The organism is uncultured Corynebacterium sp., assembly GCF_902489365.1.
Lineage (GTDB): Bacteria > Actinomycetota > Actinomycetes > Mycobacteriales > Mycobacteriaceae > Corynebacterium.
Genome location: NZ_CABTZR010000027.1, coordinates 1 through 19,006, shown reverse-complemented (window position 1 = coordinate 19,006; position 19,006 = coordinate 1). Strand labels below are relative to the sequence as shown.

At 55.4% G+C, this 19,006-nt stretch carries 6 protein-coding genes; 1 reads left to right on the top strand and 5 read right to left on the bottom strand.

Translation table 11 applies throughout. The features are described 5' to 3' along the window. Positions 1-41 precede the first annotated feature (41 nt). The 4 genes from RDN59_RS05830 to RDN59_RS05815 form a co-directional block, all read right to left on the bottom strand. Complete coding sequence (locus tag RDN59_RS05830; RefSeq protein WP_308607025.1) at positions 42-4,742, bottom strand: Eco57I restriction-modification methylase domain-containing protein; 4,701 nt, start codon at positions 4,740-4,742, stop codon at positions 42-44. Next, on the bottom strand, positions 4,742-7,786 hold the full coding sequence (locus RDN59_RS05825) for a DEAD/DEAH box helicase (RefSeq protein ID WP_308607024.1): 3,045 nt from the start codon (positions 7,784-7,786) through the stop codon (positions 4,742-4,744). The genes RDN59_RS05830 and RDN59_RS05825 overlap by 1 nt, the downstream gene beginning before the upstream one ends. A gap of 114 nt (positions 7,787-7,900) precedes the next feature. Then, the gene (locus RDN59_RS05820; protein ID WP_308607023.1) at positions 7,901-12,628 is read right to left on the bottom strand and encodes a DEAD/DEAH box helicase; all 4,728 of its coding nucleotides are present in this window, start codon (positions 12,626-12,628) and stop codon (positions 7,901-7,903) included. A 12-nt stretch (positions 12,629-12,640) separates the two neighbouring features. Next, on the bottom strand, positions 12,641-16,156 hold the full coding sequence (locus RDN59_RS05815) for a hypothetical protein (protein ID WP_308607022.1): 3,516 nt from the start codon (positions 16,154-16,156) through the stop codon (positions 12,641-12,643). Between the two features lie 285 nt (positions 16,157-16,441). Between RDN59_RS05815 and RDN59_RS05810 the strand changes: the two genes are divergently transcribed. After that, complete coding sequence (locus RDN59_RS05810) at positions 16,442-16,948, top strand: GNAT family N-acetyltransferase (protein ID WP_308607021.1); 507 nt, start codon at positions 16,442-16,444, stop codon at positions 16,946-16,948. Positions 16,949-17,075: 127 nt separating this feature from the next. Here the strand turns inward: RDN59_RS05810 and RDN59_RS05805 are convergent, their stop codons facing one another. Then, positions 17,076-18,737 carry a 5'-nucleotidase C-terminal domain-containing protein gene (locus RDN59_RS05805; protein WP_308607020.1) on the bottom strand — a complete coding sequence of 554 codons (1,662 nt, stop codon included), beginning with the start codon at positions 18,735-18,737 and terminating at the stop codon, positions 17,076-17,078. Positions 18,738-19,006: the final 269 nt, after the last annotated feature.

The window sequence follows — 19,006 nt, the reverse complement described above, 5'->3', positions numbered from 1 at the left end:
GCTACTTCAATACTTTCGGTCTTCGCTTCTGGCTTCCGGAACTATTGCTGGTTCATCATCGCAGCATACTTTTCATACGCCGCCGCCAAGTCTGCTTCGCGGTCCAATGGTGCAAATGGATACTCAAAGACGTATTCCACGCCAGACTGCGGATGCGTCCACGTACGATCCGCTTCCGAAAGCTGCTGCCCATCCTTGAGCTTCTTCTCCAACTTCAGAACATCACGAGGAACCTTGCGACCATTAGCGTCATACAAGTCTTCTTGGTCGTAGCGCCTCATCACTGGGAACTGCGTCCGGTAAATCATGAGGAGCTCATCCAGCGTCACGCCCAGCGACAGCGCCACCATGGCATCGATTTCATTCTGGGCACGGAAGCGGTCGCGGGCTTTGCGTCTTGGTGTGTCGGTTGTCCAAGTACTTTTAGTAGCGGATTCCCAAAGCTCAGCGTAGGCCCTAGTAAGGCAATTCAATTGCAAGTACTTAGCAACGAGCTCCGCTTTGAAACACCGTGGATAGGGCAATCCATTGATCGTGCTTGGATGAAGATCTGAAGGGCTCAAGCTACGGACAAGAAAATCAATAATGAATGATGACATTCCCGCCCCGACCAAAGCAATATTCATTACCTTTTTCGGGGACCCAGCACTTTGAATTGGGTGAACATGGGCCGCCCCTGGCGGAATTATGGCTGGATACAGCGTACGGAATCCGGTAGTAGCTGCCATACGACGCCATGCTACGCGGTACTGATCCTTTACCAGCACCGCTTCACCGTCTATCTCCCATATTCCGTAGTCACGGTCGTAGGACTCGACGGAGTGGTTAGGGAGGTACGCCGTCGCAGGAATGAAGTCGTCGGAGATGGCCTCGAGGTCAATCTCGGACCAGTCCAAATTGTTTTTCATCGTCGGATTCGGTTGTTTAACCACTGGAGTCGAAACACCGAGATGAGGCCCTTGAAGGATCACGTCGTGCCAGGAATCAGGATGCTGCCAAGAGGTATCGAAATAACCGGCCTTCTTGTCTCCTGACTCGTGCCAACCGCTTGAGAACTGAAGACCTAACTCCTTAATACGCGGCGCCTCGGCAAGCTTTGCCAAGACAGCTGCCGCTTCGCTGCTCACCGAATAGACGGTGCGTGTCTCAAGGAGCGGCGTCCCCGGTTCCTCAATGATCGAGTTCCATATCTTGAGAGTCTCTTCGTCGACAGTAATGATGCGGTCGCGGTGCGGTCGTAGATCCCACTTGTCATTATCATCTTTTACACCAGGCATTGGTCCAGTTCCGTCATGCTTCAAAGACTCCGCGTAGGTTTTCGGATGGTACAGGTGGACTGCCTGTTTGAAGCTAACGCTTTCACGCGCAGCCCCATATACATGGATTCCATAGTGACGCGTGTGCCCCATATCGAAAAGCACCAATTCGTTCTTCACCTCAAGGTGGGTGCGCAGACGTCGATAAGCACCAGCCCTCAGCGCTGCTGCTCTCTTCTCCGTGAAGTGGGACTCGGGGTGGATGAGTGAAATGATGCCGCTCTCAGCGGCATTCGCCCACGTGCGTTCCATAAATCCGCGGTAGAGATCCGGCTGTTGGTTTTGCAAGTGCGGGTAGCGGGTAACGTCGCGAAGCACAGCTGCCGTTGTCACGGCCTCACCGGCACCCTTGGATAGGGACTCGAGGATGCCTGGGGCGTCGGCAAGCGCTTCCCGGCGTGCCTTCTTCTCTGCTTGCGTTGGTCTATTCGCCAGGCTGAACCACGGATCAAACTCGGAAAGAAGGTCATCGAAGTTCACTTCGGGACGCACCCACGGCGGGTTACCCACCTGGAAGTCGAAGCCACCCTTGGCCATGACGGTAGCGAAGTCCAGGTCCCAGTGGAAGAAGGCTTGTTCCTGGGCAATGGTGTTGGCGGTCCTCAGCCAGGGGTGAGCTTCGAGGACGTCTTCGTAGTGCAGACGGCCGGAGGTGGAACGGTCGAGTGATTCGACGTAGTCCAGTTCATCCCAGGACATGTCGAACCCGAAGGCGTACTGGTTGTCCTTGCGGTAGCGCTTCTGGCCTTCGTTGGGGATGCCGAGGAGGTCCTGCATGGTGGCGAGGTACTCGGTGATATCGGGAAGCTCGTCCGTGGCGGTGACTGGCCAGTACCAGAGTGCGTTCCACGCGTTCATGGCGGTGCGCAGGCGAAGGTAGGCGCCCTCGTTGTTGTGGAGGAGTTCTTCCTCCACTTGGGCGCGGGTGACCACGTCAGTGCGCTTGGCGGTGTTGGGTTCCTGACCCCACAAGTCCAGATCACGGCGGACTTGGTCCTCGGCGATGCGCAGGCGGATAAGGGAGAGCTCCCAGAGGCGCTCAACCTGATTAGACAGTGCGGTGGCGAGCTTGGTCTGCGTTTTGTTCAGCGGTTTGCAGATGGAGCGTTGCCAGGCCTTCATGGCCTTGATTTCGTCCGCCGCGAGGTTCTTGAGGTCCTTGGCGTCCACGGCACTTCCCCAGCCGTGGCTGGGGACTAGGAAGTGGTGGATGCGGCCGGTGGGGTGCTGGTCCGTCTCATTGGCATCGATGGCATCCGCTAGTTGTTTCAGCGGGTGGTGCTGCGGGGTAAGCGTGAGGTAGTTCTGGATTCCCTTCTTCTTCGAAGCGGTGGTGGACACCTCCTTGGCGCTGAAGGTGGAACGGGTGGCACCCACCAGGGAGTTGCCGTGGCGCAGGTGCAGGCCGAACCAGGGTGCTTTGAGCTCCTTGGTCATGGTGTTGAGCCACAGGGAGATTTCGGCAAGCTCTACTGCGGTTTTGTTGAGGTCCACGCCGTAGACCTGGTGCAGGGCGATGGAGGCCTTGACCTTTTGTAGCTCCTGGGTGCGGTCTTCACCGGGGATTTCCTTGCCCAGTTCGGCTTGCTTCTTGTTCAGGTAGAGCTCTGCAAGCTGGTTGACGGCTTCCACGGCGAAGGCGCCGGAGCCCATGGCGGGCTCGCAGATGGTGAGGGTGAGGATGTCATCGGCGTTGTCGATGCGGCCGGTTGCTTTGAGCTCTTCGATGGCCTGGCCAACGGTGAACTCGGTGATGACGGGTGGTGAGTAGAAGGACGCGGAGCGCTCGCGGTCACGGGAGGATTGGCGGTAGACAAAGCTGCCGCGGGCGTGGGTGCGCTGGACGCGTTCCACACCGCCATGTTCGCTTTCGCGGTCTTCGTAGACGATGGAATCCTGTGGGAGCGTGCGCGCTTGTGGCTCGGGAACCACCCAGGAGCCTTTGGAGGGATCGCCGTGCTTGGCTACTTCTACGAGATCTTCTTGGGCGATGAAGCCAGTGTAGGACATCAGGCCCTCGTAGACCTGGCCCAGCTCAGTCACGCCGAGGGTGGCGTAGGAGATGAAGCCGCGGTCACTGCCCCGCTTTTCTTTTGTGAGAAGGAGGTTCTGCAGGACCTTGTGCAGCGCCAGGTTGGAGAGCTTGACCTCATCGATGTAGGAGGTGGCTTCAGACTTGAACAGGTCCGCATCGAGGTTGCGGAATTCCAGGCCGTCTTCGGTGGCGTTGGAGTCGTAAAGCTCGGCGTTCGCATCGTGCGGATCGTGGCCGCGGTTGACGCGCTCAAAGAGCAGCTGGAGGCTTTCGTAGAGGTGTGTGCCGTTTTGGGTGCGGTGCGTGGTGGGCTCGGTGAGGATGAGGTCACGCAGGCGGGAGAGGCCATAGCCTTCGTCATAGTCGTTGTCCCCGGTGGGCAGGATTTGGAGCTCCGGGGAGGATTCGGCGAAGAGGAGGAAGAGGATGCGGTAGAGGTAGCGCAGGGCTTGGTTGGCCAGTTCGTTGCCGTCAATGTCGCTGTTCGTGTGTTGCAACGCGTTTGCTTTGTCCTGCAGCGTTCCTGCTTGGTGTTGCAACGCTCGACGTTGCAACACGTCGTTGCCGATGATCTCAATCGAGGCTTTGATGGCACCGCGCAGTTCCTCGGAGACTTTGACGGAGTGCTCGCGGGCTTGGGCGAGGGTGTCGAGCCACCAGGTGGTTCCGTCGGCACCGCGCATGGTGTGCTCGGCGGCGAGGATGGAGACGACTCGTGGGAGTTCGCCTTTGGCTTTCTGGTCGTTGCGTTCAACGGCCAGGCCCAGGTCCACGGCGAGGTAGCGGCCCAGCGGCCAGGTTTCGCGCTCTGCCAGGACTGCCCAGCGGCCGGCGAGGACCAGGATGAGGTCGGGGGCTTGCTCAGTGAGGAAGAGCTCGCCGACGAGCTTGGCGGCGGTGATGTCGAGGGCCTTGGCCTCACCGTTGGAGTTCTGGTGGCCGAGCTCCGGGTCGACTCCGAGAAGCGGCACGGTGGTGAGGTCCTCCACGGAATCCATCTGCCCGGCGCGCAGGATGACAAGTGAATGGTTCTTGTCCGCGGCGGCGGTCAGCGTGAGGGGCTGGCCGTTGCGGGAGAACTCCAGGCGCTGCGACTGCGGGTAGCCGAAGGCCGCGGAGACGAGATCATAGACCTCATGCAGTGCATCGTCGGTTGCCTCCATGGAAAGCGCGGAGAGCTTAGTGTGCAGTGCTTCCCTGCGGGAGGTCAGGCGCAGCAGCGGGGATTGGACATGCTCGCGGCCAGCGCTCTTAGCGTCCTTATCCGTTGCCTTCCACTCTTTGACGGCCTCCTCCACGCGCTTGCCAAAGGAGCTACCTTTGTCATCGGTGGTGAGGTAGTAATCCGAGATCCATTCCTCGACGTTGATGATGGAATCGAAGTCTGCCATTAGCGTGCCTCTGCTTCGTTGGTGTTGGTGTGTGCGGCGCTGGTACGTGCAGCGTCGGTGTCGTCCGGGAGGATAAGTGCCAGCGGGCGCACGAGGGAGCGCTCCGGGGCCATGGATTTCAGCAGCTCCTCGTCCTGGTGGATAAGCCGCTTGGTGTCCTTGATCTTGAGGGTCTGCTGGCCGGAGTTGGCCCGCTGCCAATTATCGGCGCGCTGCTGCCAGCCGGCGATGCGGTCCTGCGCGTGGTCTAAGTTGCTGTTCTTGACCACCGTGAGGTGGCTGTGGGCGGCTTCCACGGCGGCGGCGATGAGCTGTGCTGCGGTATCGGGGACGGAAAACTCACCGGGGTTAATGGCGTTGTCGCTAAGCCCGATGCGCCCCAGCCAGGCATAGATGTCGTCGTGGACCTCAATGTCCACGGCCTGCATGCCAGCGGGAACATTGAAACCGAAGGGGCCCTCCGTGGCGGTGAGGAACGTACGGGAGAGCACCTGCCCGCGGGAGTTGGTCAGCGTTCCCATGAGCAGCAGCGTTGGGGCATCCACCGCACCGAGTACGGCGGGGATTTCGCTTTGCGCCATGTTGGTCAGGGCGCGGTCGGCGGCCCACTCGGAGACAGGGTGCAGCGGACCCAAGAAGTGGGCGCGAGGCCAAGACTTCTCCGAGTCCCCCTCGCGCGCGGCCTTGAGGTGTTGGTTGCCGCGGCGCGCGGAGGTGGCGAGCATGAGGCGCTCGGTGACCTTGCGGTAGGACACGTAATCCTGCGGCAGGTAATCGAAGCGCCGGCACAGATCGCGCGGAGGGGTGAGCTCCACAATGTCGTTGTCGTGTTGTGCGTAGTCCACGCCACCGGCGCTCAAAGGTTTATTGGCTGAGTCTTGGTAGGCCTCTGCCAGGGCGTCGCCGAGGTAATCCTTCTCCGCGCGGTAAAGGCTGTGACGCACCGAGCGAAGTGACGGTGCGGGGGCGGGGTCTCCGAGCACGGAAGATTCTTTGTTCTCAGGGTTGTTGGTGGTCTCGGGATTGTTGGTGGTCTCGTCGTCGTCCGGGCCGCTGGTGCTAGCGGCGGCGAGAAGGGCCCAGATATCATCGGTCAGGCCGGAAGGGCTAGCAGCCTCCGCGGGCGCAACAATGGGCGCCGGCTTGGCGTGCGCGCCGGTGAGGATCTCCTCCGGGGAGGCCACGACCTCATCGAAGTCGCGCTCGTGCATGAGCACCGCGCGAATCTCATCCTCCTCCGCCTTGGGGTTGTGCTTGCCCATGAGTGGGGCGGCATCACCGAGGAGCTGGTTGGCGGAATACTCGCGGTCAATGAGGCGAGTGAGCACGCGCAGCTCACCGATGGAATCGGCAACGTCGGCATCCTTCGGGTCCAGCAGCAAGGAGGTGATCTCCGGCTCGTGTTCTTGGCCGTAGCGGTCGATGCGGCCGTTGCGCTGCTGGATGCGGATGAGCGACCACGGGATGTCATAGTGCACCAGGTGGTGGCACTGGGCGTGCAGGTTGACGCCTTCGGAGGCGACGTCGCCAGTAATCAGCACGCGAAGAGGGGTGTCGGTGCGCTTGAATTCGTCGATAAGCGCCAGCTGATCCGAATCCGACAGGCCGCCGTGCATGACTTTCACCGCGCCCTTCGGGAGCTTGAGATGCTTGGCTACGTTCTCCTGCAACCACCGCAGCGTTGCCACCCTCTCGGAGAAAATGACGACGCGGCGATCGGAGCCCTTCTTCACGCCTATCTCCATGAGGTAATCAATGAGCGCGGCAAACTTGTTGGAGTTCTCCTCCGTGACCTTGTTGTTGAGCTCAGCGAGGCGCTCCAGGTTGGCTTGCTCTTTGGGCTTGTCGAGCTTCTGACGGGCGGCGATGGATTCCGCCAGCGCTGCCGGTGAGGACAAGAAAGCCTTGACTAAGGTCCAAGGGAAGAGGCGATCATTCGCCGTGGTGGCTAGGCCGTTGACCCAATCCTCAGCGATAGCGCGTGCTACCGCGTCTTCCTCCGGGGAGGCATCCACCAGGATGTTGCGGGGCTCGCCGCGCTTGGCCCACTTCTCCCCCACCACGGAGGCCACCTCGGGTGAATTGCGGTGGCGACGGATAATCAGCTTCTTCGCGGCCTCCATGTCGATAGAGCCATCCGGGAGGACGGAAAGTGGGTCGAGCAAGCGCAGGATTTCCTTGAAGGATTCCTCGCGGCCATTGTGCGGGGTGGCCGACGCCAGAATGAGGGACTCGGTGGTCGGCGCCAGCGTGCGGGCCAACTCATTGTTCTGGGAGCCGGCGTTGGTGGCGTTGTGGATCTCATCGATGACCACGGCATCCCAGCGGACCTTCTCCAGCTGCGCGCGGTACTTCGGCGCCTTGAGCGTGTCCATGGAGACGATGACGCGCGGGAAGTAGGTAAAGGGGTTCTTCGATGCCGGCAGCTTCTGGCGGACCTTCTGAATGCCCTGGCTGTCCAGGCGAACCAGCGGGATGGCAAAGCGCGTCCACAGCTCCTGTTGGAACTGCTCCATGACGTGCTTCGGCGTGACGACGAGGATGCGCTCTCCTCTGCCGCGGCGAATAAGCTCCGCTAAAATCATGCCGATCTCCAGCGTCTTGCCCAGGCCCACGGCATCCGCGAGCAGCACGCGCGGGCGGATGCGCTCATCGGACAGCGCCGACTTCACAGCGGAGAGCTGATAGTCCAGCGGGTCCGCCAGCATCTGCGTGGCCACTTCCAACTGCTTTTGGTACAGCGGCACCGGCGTGCGGCGCAGCGTGGACTCCAGCCACAGGCGGGTGTGGCGAAACTGCGGTGACTCATCTGGGCTAACGGAGACGTTGGCGGGGTCGAAGACCTCGATGTCATCGAGCGCGGTGAAGAAGGTGACGGTGGTATCGCGCACGTAGTCGCTCACGCCGCGCGCCCGGATGCGGAAACCGTCGGTGGTGCGCGCGACGTTGCTGACCAGCCAGTGCTCGTCGCGGCAGGAGATGGTCACGCCGGGGGCAAGCTGGGAGTAGTCGGAAGAACTACAGGAGGAGCCTGGGGAGATCATGGTGCACAACTTATCAGCCGAGTACGACTCGTTTCGTAGTTCATCGATAATTTGGGCGAATTTAAGGCGTTTAGCTATAGCTTTTTGGCTGGCTCCATAGGGGATCCTGTTGATTCACTGGCTTTCTTCGACGAGCGGGAGGATCTCACCAAGAATTTCAACAGCGTCTCCCCTCTTCAATGACTCATGGTGCTTCTGATTGCTGTAAGAGCGCAAACAGGAATAGCACGATGTGTCTTCACCACACGAACAATCATTGACGCGGTCATAAGCTGCTCGAAGAACTCGGGGGAACTCATCAAGGATGGACTTGGTAAAACCCGCTCCACCAGGAACTGCATCAAAAATCACCAGTCGCGGTTCAAGCGCCTCCACCAGTGTTGCGCCCAAATCATCGCGCGAAATCTCCAACAGTCCTGACGCTGCTTCTAAAACCGCGTACATCGTTGCCAAGAGCGCATCCGTTGACCTATCAGCGCTCCGGGGTAGGCCAATAATCGCAACATCAGTTTGATATGAATGCTCAAGCGCATAACGGCTAATGGAACCGTAACAGTCGCGACCAGTTCGCGGATTCTTGTGCACGTTACAGCGCTCTTGGTCCGACCAACCACAATCCTGACAAGTCCAGAATCCGCTGCGCCCGAGCCTGTTCGCTCCTCGGTTGATGACGGTCAGCGTTGCGCGCTTTCGGGCTTCCACCCACATGAACTCAGTTTGGTTTCCATATTCCTGCCGGCAAAAAGCCTCCTCCCCTGGATCCGTGATGTATTCCTCGCGGAAAAAGCGAGCGCGCGGAGGAGCCGCACCAACGTTCTTAGGCTCTCGGCCCGCTACGAAGCCAAACTTGGGTTGGATAAAGGCTTCTCCGCGGCTTTCGACTAGATTGCCGCACTCTTCGCACTCAAAAGGCACATCATTTATTCTTCGGTACTTCCGACGGCAGTTACCGCACGAAACTAGGAATCCTGTTGGAAGGGCACGTCCGGGCATAGTACGAAGACCAACAGATTCCCATAGCTTTCCGCCAGCGACCACCGAGTTGCCCGGAGCATACTCTCCGATTGCCAATGCCAAGTCTCGGGCAAGCCGAATGTTCCGAGAATCTGAATCAAAAAGGGTAACCATTTCGACGGTGTCTACTGGGAATCCATACTTGGGTAGCAAGTTATACGCACCCAAGAAGCCAAGAGTGTTTTGCTTTTGAAGCGTGCTGATGGTTCGTTCCATGACGTTCGCAGCATTAAACTTCTTCTTCGAGCTCAAGAGATCGCGCTCTTCAGAAATCACCTTAATGTCATCAGTGAGGGAGTTCCCTACCTCAGAAAACAGCGACAAGTAATTCTCAACCCATTCCCGCTCAGAGAGCTTAAGCGCGGCGTACGTAGCTGGAGAAATGATCCTTTCCAAAGCCTCCGAAACGCTGCTAGGAACCGGTGTAAGGAACTCTCTGAGCAGCTCTACGGACTCAGCATCTTCAGAAAACAGTCCGCCGGCCATCCTCCATTTGCTCCACAAATCACTGTGCGCTCTGAGGAATTCAGCAAATGCGACGGAATAGCAATGACGCAGGGCGATGCGCTCATTTTCGATGTTCAGGTAAGGCGCCCGCATTTCGCCGTCGATCATTTCAGTTGGATTCCTATAGACAGAGAAATCGTGCGCGGCTCGCCGCGCAAACGTCAGCACAAAGGCGGAGGAACCGGTCCGGCGTCCAGCTCGCCCGGCCCGCTGAACATAGTTTGCCGTTCGCGGTGGGACGTTTCGGAGCAGAACCGACTGAAGAGAGCCCACGTCCACTCCAAGCTCAAATGTGGTGGAGCAGGACAAAACGTTGACCTTGCCGTGGACAAAATCTTCTTGAACCTCTGCTGCTTTTTTCGGAGTCCATTGAGCAGTGTGTTCGAGGGCCCGTAGATTTACGATCTCAAGGTTTTCCGCGAGCCAAGCATAATGGTTCTTCCGGTTTTCTTCGGAGAAGGGCTCAAATGGCACCAACGTGCCCTCGCATTTTCCGTTTACACAAAGATCCAGACAATTGAACTCAGTAACCACATGACAAACACTGCACTTGTACCAAGTTGTTGACTTACCCGAAGCGAAACGAAGGGCCGAATAGTCAAACTGGCGGTCAACACCGTGTTTCCTTGCAATTTTTGCAAGGCCTGTGTCTACGAAGCCCTTCCACACCAAACTCAGTAGTTGCTCGGCATTGTCCCTCAACTTATCCGACGGAATTCCGCGCATGGTGAGGAGCTTGAGGATGTATTCAATACGATTATTAGTGGTATGCGCTTTTGCCGGCAACCATGACAGTTGCGTCCGATCTGCCGCCTGAATGTGCTCCTGAAAATAGTATTCATGACGCCGAGGAAGGAACTCATCCGCACTAGTGTCTACTTCATCAGGATGGGTAAGAGCGAATCTCGTTCGAAACTGAGACGCCATTACATTTAATAAGCTCAATGCAGCTTCATCGGAGTCAACCAACTGAGCAAGTGGCTCGAATACCTCCATGCGGCGCAGCTTGTCGCTATCAACGCTGACGCTCATCAAGCCCATACCGTTGAGTGACTGACGAGTAGCCTGGGTGGTTAGCTCCGAGAAAAGCCAATTACCAATCTGCTTCTTACGCTTGAACTCATCGAATGATGGCGAAATAACCACATTTTCAGTTGCACAATTAACCATGTAGTGCATCAAGCTCTCCGCTGTTAGCACATCACGTGCACGCTCATTGTTGAGAACTTCAAAGATAATGCGGCGCTTCATCAACTCATGATGAGTTCGTTCTAGGTATGGAGCGGCAAAAGCAGCGGCCTGACGGCTATCGGAAAAGGCCAGAAGCTTTCGGCCTTGCCCTATCTGACCCAGCATTTCTTCATCAGGTGGAAGCAAGTCGTAAAGGCTCGTTGCCAGGACAGCAGGAGCAGCATTTACATCAGTTGTCAAACGTCGGATTACATCCGAGTCTTTATGCCCACATAGGGCACATCGCGTTTGCACATCAGCGGGTTCGGTATAAACCAAGACATCTTTCATCCGTGCAGATGTGTTGCCGCAAGTACATGAGTCTATGCCGCGAGGTGCCAGCTTTCCGCAATCTGTACACAATGAGAACGGCTTGGTTAGGTGAGACTCTTCCGAAGCGCTCTGAGTGTTCTTCGCGGTTAACTCATCGGGACTCTCGATATCGTCGTCCGCGTCAACGAGCCATTCCTCTTTGGCAACAGAAAGAGCCGCCCAGGCAAACTCGACGTTTTCGCTATTTGTCGTCGGAGGAAGAAACTCTCTTGGTTCCTGCCTTCCACTATTTTTCTGGCCTAGAAGATGAACTCCGCCACAGCGCTTGCACGTTCCAAACTCATAGACGTTTCGATTTCCGAGCTCCGAAGTTACGCGTCGTTCTAGCGAAATACGGGGGTTACCATCCGGGAGGAAGTCAATGAAGGCACCCTCAGTGGCTTTGACAAACATGTGATAGCGGGCTGACAGTACAGGCACTCCCGCTTGTGTTGTCGTATTACCTAGGTTTACGAGGTTCTTCAATTTCTCTCTTGAAACCTCAGGCGCATCATCAGGCCAGACGTGCTGAGCCGCAATCGTCATGTCCGTACTAGATTCCAATAACAAGCTTCTTAAGCTAGCCACATGCCGTTCGCAAGCAAGAGAATCAAAGCTGTCACCGTCTCTCGCGTCTAGGGCCTGTTGCAGCTTTGATGGTTCAAGAAAGGCGTCTTCATCAAATGACCACGTCCCCTCGTCCACAAACTTCTTCTTGGAGGCGAACACGATGTCTTGGCGGTCTGAATCATTCTCATCCCACTCAAATGCTCCGCCGAAGAAGGAAGTGCCAAACGCCGTGATTTCTTCTTTTGAGCCCTGAAGAGAAGCTGAAGTTGCAATGTACTGCAGTTCTCTATCGCGAGAGACACGATCCTTTAGTCTCCGCAGGAGCAAGCCCACTTCGCTACCTTGCGCTCCTGCGTAAACGTGAGCTTCATCAACCACGATTCGCTTCCAATTGCCTGCAGCTGCACCATCAAAGAATGAATTATCTGTCGGCCGAAGGAGCAGATACTCAAGCATTGCGTAATTGGTCAGCAGTATGTGCGGAGGATTGGCGCGCATTGCTTCGCGGCTAATCAGCTCATTAGGCAATGGTTCTGCACCAAACTGCTCTCGGTACTCCTCAAGCGCTTGCTCCTGAGTTTCACGCGTCTCGCCGGTATATCGGCCAAAGGTTAGGTCCGGCATCTTTGCCAGAATCTTCCGAAGGCGTTCCACTTGATCATTAGCAAGTGCATTCATTGGATAGAGCAGTAATGCGCGAACGCCGGCATCTAATGTTCCAGCTTCGCGCTCTTTCAGCAGATCATTGATAATGGGGATCAAAAACGTCTCAGTTTTTCCCGAACCGGTTCCTGTCGAAACAATTAGGTTTCGCCCCGCATTGATTTTGCGAAGAGCAGTTTCCTGATGCTTATACAGCGGACGAGACGGCGGGAGATACTCACCTAAAAATGCAAAATCACGGTGGAGCTGTCCTTCGGCTATCAGCTGTTTCGGGGTAAGGCCCGATTCAAAGGGCGGCGTAATTTGGAGGATTGGACCTGCAGTAAGACTCGATTCCCCGTCAATCGTCGAGTTAAGAGAAGCAGCAATTTTGCCGTCTTGGGGATTTAACAAAGTCTTGAGGTACCGGCGGTACGACGCTGAAATCTGTTGTGCAGCTGTGATCGGATCAACTGACCGGGCGGCGCCGGTGCTCTTCCCGTCAGTATCGGAATCCTTGTCCACTCCGATTCCCGTGAATAGTTTGTCAAAATCTACGTTTCCCATGGCAACTCCTGCTTAATGCCCGACAAAATGCAAAGATTGGCTTAATGCTTCAGCGGTGACCAGATCTAATTCAAAGATTTTAGGCGCACACTCAGACACACGCGCTAGATCTGATTCAGCTTTCTGCAGCAACACGATCGTCTTCTCTAACGGCCACTCTCGGTTCGCCACCATACGGCTAGCAACATTGGTGACATAAGAAATGAATGGCACATACCGAGACATCGAATGAGATGGTTCTTCATCATCAAGTGCCTGTTGCTCCAAAACCGCTGCGGCGTGAATAATGCTGCTGTCCACCCCAACGCGGCCTAGATGGTCGAGCAGTTTTCGAGTTGTCGAATATAAAGAAGCGATGGTTCCCAGCTGTAAAAGCTGGTCATTAGATCGCAACGCTTCCGCCAGTGCTAATCGACGTACATCGCTTTTGGCTTCGGTCAAGATGTCTTTTCCGGTCGTGAGCACCTCCCACAGACTCATTGAACCATGGGATGCTACCCATTGAAGAGACTGCGCTAGCTCCTCTCCGTCTGGTTCCAGTACCTTGAGGTAGGCAGCATCAGCAATTTCCTCAAGCAACGACACAGTCCTATCTGTGTTTGGAACTGCGAGAGTATCTGTAGTTTGGATGCTCCTCGTGACGATTCCGCTTTGAATAAGCAAGGGGATCAATGATTCTCGTTGGAGATTCTGTGAAGCCCACACATCGATCGCAGCGCGTGGTGACTTTTGCAGCGCACGAGTTACCCTTTGGAATACAACGTCACATCCACGACGCTCATAAGCCTCTTGAAGCATGTCCAAGCTGCGCCATAGTTTTAGAATTGCGTTCTCAGACAGCTGGATATCGCTTATCTCCCCAAGCAAGTAGAGCGGGAATTGATAATCCAAGTCATCGCTGACTGGAAGCCCCTCGCGGACAACGGTAAATGCACGCTTAGAAGGACGCCGGGGAGGCCGAGTATCGACGAGGAAGCCCCCCTCTCGAAAGTCCACGATAAAAGGTCCGGACTCATTCAATTCCGGCGGTAAAAGAAATCCACTCTGGGTACTTTCCAGCGGGATAGGAGCACGATCAAGATCACCAAGCAACCAGGCCCAAGCAAGCAAATCTCTTTCCTGTCCAGGTTGCTGGACTAAAAGCTCACCAGATTTTTCCTCGACCGCCACCACCAACGGACGACGAACAAGGTTGGCAATGCTTGCAGACACAAGTGCCTTATCAGCCACGGCGCGATACTTTTCTATGCGCTGATCCTGCCGCAGCTTGAAGTACGCTCTCCGTTCCCTGTCTCCTAGAGAGTTTTCGTACGTCGCCCGGCTAAGCCGTGACCAAATTAAAACCAGCTTCGCACCACCCAGGTTTCCCATCCCAGAATCTATCGCCCGATTCGTAATACGAAGGGTTTTCCGAGCTAATGCATGTGCACTACCTTGTTCAATTTCGAATAATTGCCGTGACTTTCCGGCAGAAGCAACCAGAACAAAACGCGCACACGGTAGTGCCTCAGGCGCACGTACGACGACGGCAGCATCAGGGTCTAGATTCTCTACTTCGAGAGTAGGAACAGATGCGTCCTCGGCTGGAGCAGCCCCTAGTTTCTTGGTTCGTATCATAAGGGATTCCGGAACGACGTCGACTTCCAGCTCAAAACCAGTCTCTGTTGAGAAAACCTCCCGCCGCGCAGCTTCCCTTTCCCCTAGGGTTTGTGCACCCACGGGAAAGCTCATTTTCATCTGCGATTTGCATCGTATTGAATACGACCACGGCGTGAACTTGTTAGAGCCATCCTGGAATCTAAAAGGCGTCGTCGATGGGCCATCCGAACTTGCTGATAAATCTAGCCCCTCAGCAATGCTAAAAAGCATGGAATCCTGCATCACGCCGTTCCGGGAAAGATTTACGTTGAACCGCCCTAGCCAAGGATCCTCAAATTGATCTGCCTCGAAAAGCTCCCACTCTTCGATCGGCATTGTCTGCTCAACTTCCACGTCTAAGACATGCTCCGGTTCACCATCGACAGGCATGTAAACGATCTCCATGTTCCATGAATCGCCGACTTCTCCGGAAACTTGCACTCGGGGAGATTCAGTGTAAATGGGCTGCAGATCTCGACCACGCGCATGCTTCAGCGTTGGGACATCGGTAATCCAGTTAAAAAGCCGTGCAGCACCAACTGGCACGATAACTGGTTCTCTATCTGGAAGTTCAAAGCGGACGGAACGTGCACGCTCAAGATCTATTTCCCGAGTGTTCCACCCCAACCAATCGGCATGAGCAGCGATTGAGGAACTCGTAACGTCTTCGCCGCACTGGTCCACAGCTGTAGTACCTACGGGTCCAACCAACGTATAACTGGCGGACCTAACACCTCCGCCGACTGAAACCAATCGGTTCGACTTGGACACCAATAAGAAGGGGAATTTGCTCGTAACACCCACAAACTCAAAAGGCTTAGAATCAGTGCCGTCTAAGGTGACGGTTATTCTCCTAAAGGGCTCAGATATCACTATCCACTGCGATTGTTCATGTCCTGCAACAGCACGGACCGAATTAGAAGTTCGAGTGCCACTTAGATCCTCGATTTCGACTTCCCAACAATCCGAGTCCACTACACGGTCAGTCACAATTGATGGGATTTCAACAGCAAATGCGTTGCTTTCAGGGATGAAAACTACGGAGGGATGTCGTTGCCGTGAAGAGATCGGCATAGCAATTCCGTTCTCGACCATGTCCACAAGCAAATGAAAAGCCAACGAGGGGATGCCGTGGGTACCTTCGAACGAAATAGAGTCAAATTGGGCGTGGTTAAGATACGCGATCAGTTCAAGAACTCTGGTATACAAATCTCGAGCGAAGTCAGGTTCATTAGCCACAAACTCTCGCAAAGATTCCCGGTCCAACACCGATGTTCGAATCGCAGCGATTAACGCAACGGCTCGGTCATCCATTTCTGCATCACTCGTCGCATGCCATCCTCTGTTTTGCGCAAAGTGCACGATATCAACAATCTGCGATGAGGTAATTCCCGCGTGCAGAAGAAAAAGCGAAACGTACTCGTTCGCCCCGAGTTCTACATCCTCAAATGAGTTGAGCGAGAGAAGGCTCAACATCCTTCGGATTTCCGCTCTGATTCGCCGCTCAAATTCATCCTGCGGCTCAACCCCAACCAACTCCCAAAAGGTGGGCCACACTGCTCCTTCACGAGTACTCTGCATCGCCGCACTCACCAGCGCACCGATAATGATCCGTGGATACTTCTTGATCAATTCATTCACTGAACGACCCGATGAGAAATACATCGCTAGCTCAGAAGTAAGCCAAGAATACTCATCGACAGTCAGGTCTAGTTCAAAATAGAGAACCTTTCTGGGGCGGCTTTGTTTAACAAACCTTGACAACTGCCGTGATAAATCATTCTCAACATGCCTAAGCCGGTCATCTAGGCTCTCCAGAATTGAAACGGAATCAACAAAAGAGACCTTTTGAGCACTTTGATGTAGCACGGAAGAGGGATTGTTCGACATTCTTGGTATTCTAAAATGCAATCGGACAACGCTCTACGTTTTCAAAAATTAGACAATAAGTTCGATCTATAGCAACCCGCCCCTTAGATTCATACCTACTATTCCAACACCTCCTTAGCACCAGCATCTCCATTTTCGGTGCGACCCCGTAGCACAATATCATTACACCACTCTCCCGCTATTTTGTTTGAATACTGTACGCACTCTGCATGTTCTACGACTTCAGCAGCTTCTTGAGCAATCAAGACTGTCCCCGTACCGCAGCTTTCAACGTCAGGACTCACGATGAATGATTTTCATGTCCTTCGCACTCCCCGACTCAGTTTGTCAGCACCAACCGATGCCGACATTGACGCTATCTTTGCCATTCACTCGGATGCCCGTACCTACGAACACCGACCGGACCTCGCCATGAAGGCCAGAGAGGAAGCCACGGAGTTGGCACGCGCATGGCAAGCCAATTGGTGCGAGAGGCAGCTGGGCTACTACGTGGTATCCACGCTCGATGGCACAACCATTGGTTTTACTGGCGTGCGCCATAGCGAGGAAGCTGGTGAAGAAGTGCTCAACCTCTACTACCGCTTTGCACCTGAATCGCAGGGCAAAGGCTACGCCAAGGAGGCCGCAGCCGCTGCAATTGCCACTGCGCGAGAGCGTTTCCCGCAGCTCCCCGTCGTAGCCGTCATCGACCCCACCAACGAGGCGTCGATTGCCCTAGCCTTGAAGCTCGGACTTCAGCACGTCCCCGGCGCAGGAGTGCCGGATGACTATGAGGTCTACCGACTTGGCTGATAAAAATATCTCGACACTCGCAGCACCGCCACTCTTTTGGTAGGCGGAGACGTCTCCGTAGATATGAAATACCCTCGTTATAAATGCGTTCCCTGCAAAGGAATCGATCCAAGGGAAGAACCAGTTGCTAGAAGCCCGGCAAGAGGGTCTTCAGATAGCGAGCGATCCCATCCAGTACAGACTTGGGAGTAAACGCAATGAAGGCTCCTGCCAGTGCAGCAATCACCCCGATGGCGACGGCTGCGCCATGCGAAGATCCAATCGATGATTCTTCTGTCTTCCCACCGTTTGCTGGGCCGTTTGGCTTATCAGCAGTCTTCAAAGGTGAGAGCTCACCGTGCCGCTTGATGTACTCGGAGAAGACATCGACGTCGATTGCCGTGCCGGCAGAAGTGACACGCGCATCACTGAATGAATCGATCTTGTCGCCACCGTTTACCACGTAGTTGCTAATGGCCAATGAGTAGGTGGCATTCATGTCCATTGACGTGCCATCATCGAGCTTTATCGCCGTGACGCGCTCACCAAATGGCGCAGATGCGTTGAAATCAAACGTGAATCCGGCAGTTCGTGGGAAGCCGTTTCCACCGTCCGGGTTGGATTCAATCCCCTTTTCCAGTGCATCCTTGATCTGTGCGCCTGTTGCTCGAATCGCGATTGGTGAGTTACCGAAAGGAAGCACCGATTGCGCATCGCGACGGGTCAAGGTCCCTTCTTTCATGTCAGCACGCTGGCCGCCACCGTTCTGCCATCCGAGCTGGGTATCGAAATGCTCGCGGTACGCGTCCGCTACCAACGGACCTAGTTCGGCTTTTGATAGAGCTTGCGTCGCGGTACCAAGTTGCTCGCCCAGTTGACGGCCTAATTCGCCGTCGAGTTTCTCGCTGCGCGCCTTCCACTCTTCGTTAGCGTTAAGCGATGGATTGACCGGATGGTTCACTACCTTCACCGTGGTCTTCTGCGTGGAACGGTCAACGGTGACGTCGAGGTGAACCAACGTTCCATAATCAGCACGCGGTGCGACAATCGGCCGACCATCTGCGGTGTAGGTTACCTCTTCCAGTGATTGGGCCTCGTTTTCTTCACGCAGCGCTGCTGCAAGCTCGGGAATCTCTTCCATAACCCGAGTGGTGTCTTCTTTTGAGATCTGGCTCAGCAAAACGATCGCATCGACGCCTTCTTCTTGGAGCTTGTTAACCCCGGCGCGTGCGGATTCAACGAAGTCCCCCATCACGACGTCCTTGGCAGCTACCGTTCGATCAAGGTCGTCAGTAAGTGAAACAAACCCGACGGTGAGGTCGCCGGACTTAGCAGTGAAGGTGGTCCCGTCCTCGCTGATCGGCTCGCCATTCTGGGTAGTCAGGTTGCTGGAAATCCACGGAAACTCGGCCTTTTCGATAAGGCTACGAGTATGGTCCACGCCGTAATCAAAGTCATGGTTGCCAAAGTTGCCAACGTCCACACCGAGTTCGTTAAAAGCCTCTACAAATGGCTCACCGCGAAAGACTGAGCCGAATAGGCTGCCGGCGGCCAGTTCCCCACCAAAGGCGACGATGGGATCGCCTTCTTCTTGCCGAATATTCTCGAGGGCAGTTACCAAGTAGGCGATACCACCTTGATAGCTACTGTCATCCCAGACCCGGGGCTCGAACTCCTTCATATCCTGAAAGTAGACAACGTCTCCGGCCGCTACTGCCGCCTGACTTGGGTCCGATTCAGCAGCGATAGCGTTAGATGCGTTGAGAGAAAGAAGGGCAGTCAAAGCAAGAATGGTGTGACGATTGCGCATAGAGGCATTCTGCCTAACGCGACTAGAGGTTCCCCGACCTTGAGGCAAATTCTAGATGAACATTCACAGTCCAGATGCTTACCGCTGGGAACGAGCTACGAATACGCCTAGCCCACGGGCATGCCTATTCAGGAATCCCACGGAACCAATGCCTTAACCGAATAGCGCTCATCAACGGCAAAACGCTGGCACACCACCTGTGTGTCATCGTTGATGTCTATCTCTCCGATGTAGTCAACGAATTCGGGTGAGCGCCAGAACTCTTCATG

Excerpts from the sequence above, each read along its gene's own strand:
- RDN59_RS05830 (WP_308607025.1), bottom strand. The coding sequence starts at position 4,742 with ATGGCAGACTTCGATTCCATCATCAACGTCGAGGAATGGATCTCGGAT.
- RDN59_RS05825 (WP_308607024.1), bottom strand. The coding sequence starts at position 7,786 with ATGATCTCCCCAGGCTCCTCCTGTAGTTCTTCCGACTACTCCCAGCTT.
- RDN59_RS05820 (WP_308607023.1), bottom strand. The coding sequence starts at position 12,628 with ATGGGAAACGTAGATTTTGACAAACTATTCACGGGAATCGGAGTGGAC.
- RDN59_RS05815 (WP_308607022.1), bottom strand. The coding sequence starts at position 16,156 with ATGTCGAACAATCCCTCTTCCGTGCTACATCAAAGTGCTCAAAAGGTC.
- RDN59_RS05810 (WP_308607021.1), top strand. The coding sequence starts at position 16,442 with ATGAATGATTTTCATGTCCTTCGCACTCCCCGACTCAGTTTGTCAGCA.
- RDN59_RS05805 (WP_308607020.1), bottom strand. The coding sequence starts at position 18,737 with ATGCGCAATCGTCACACCATTCTTGCTTTGACTGCCCTTCTTTCTCTC.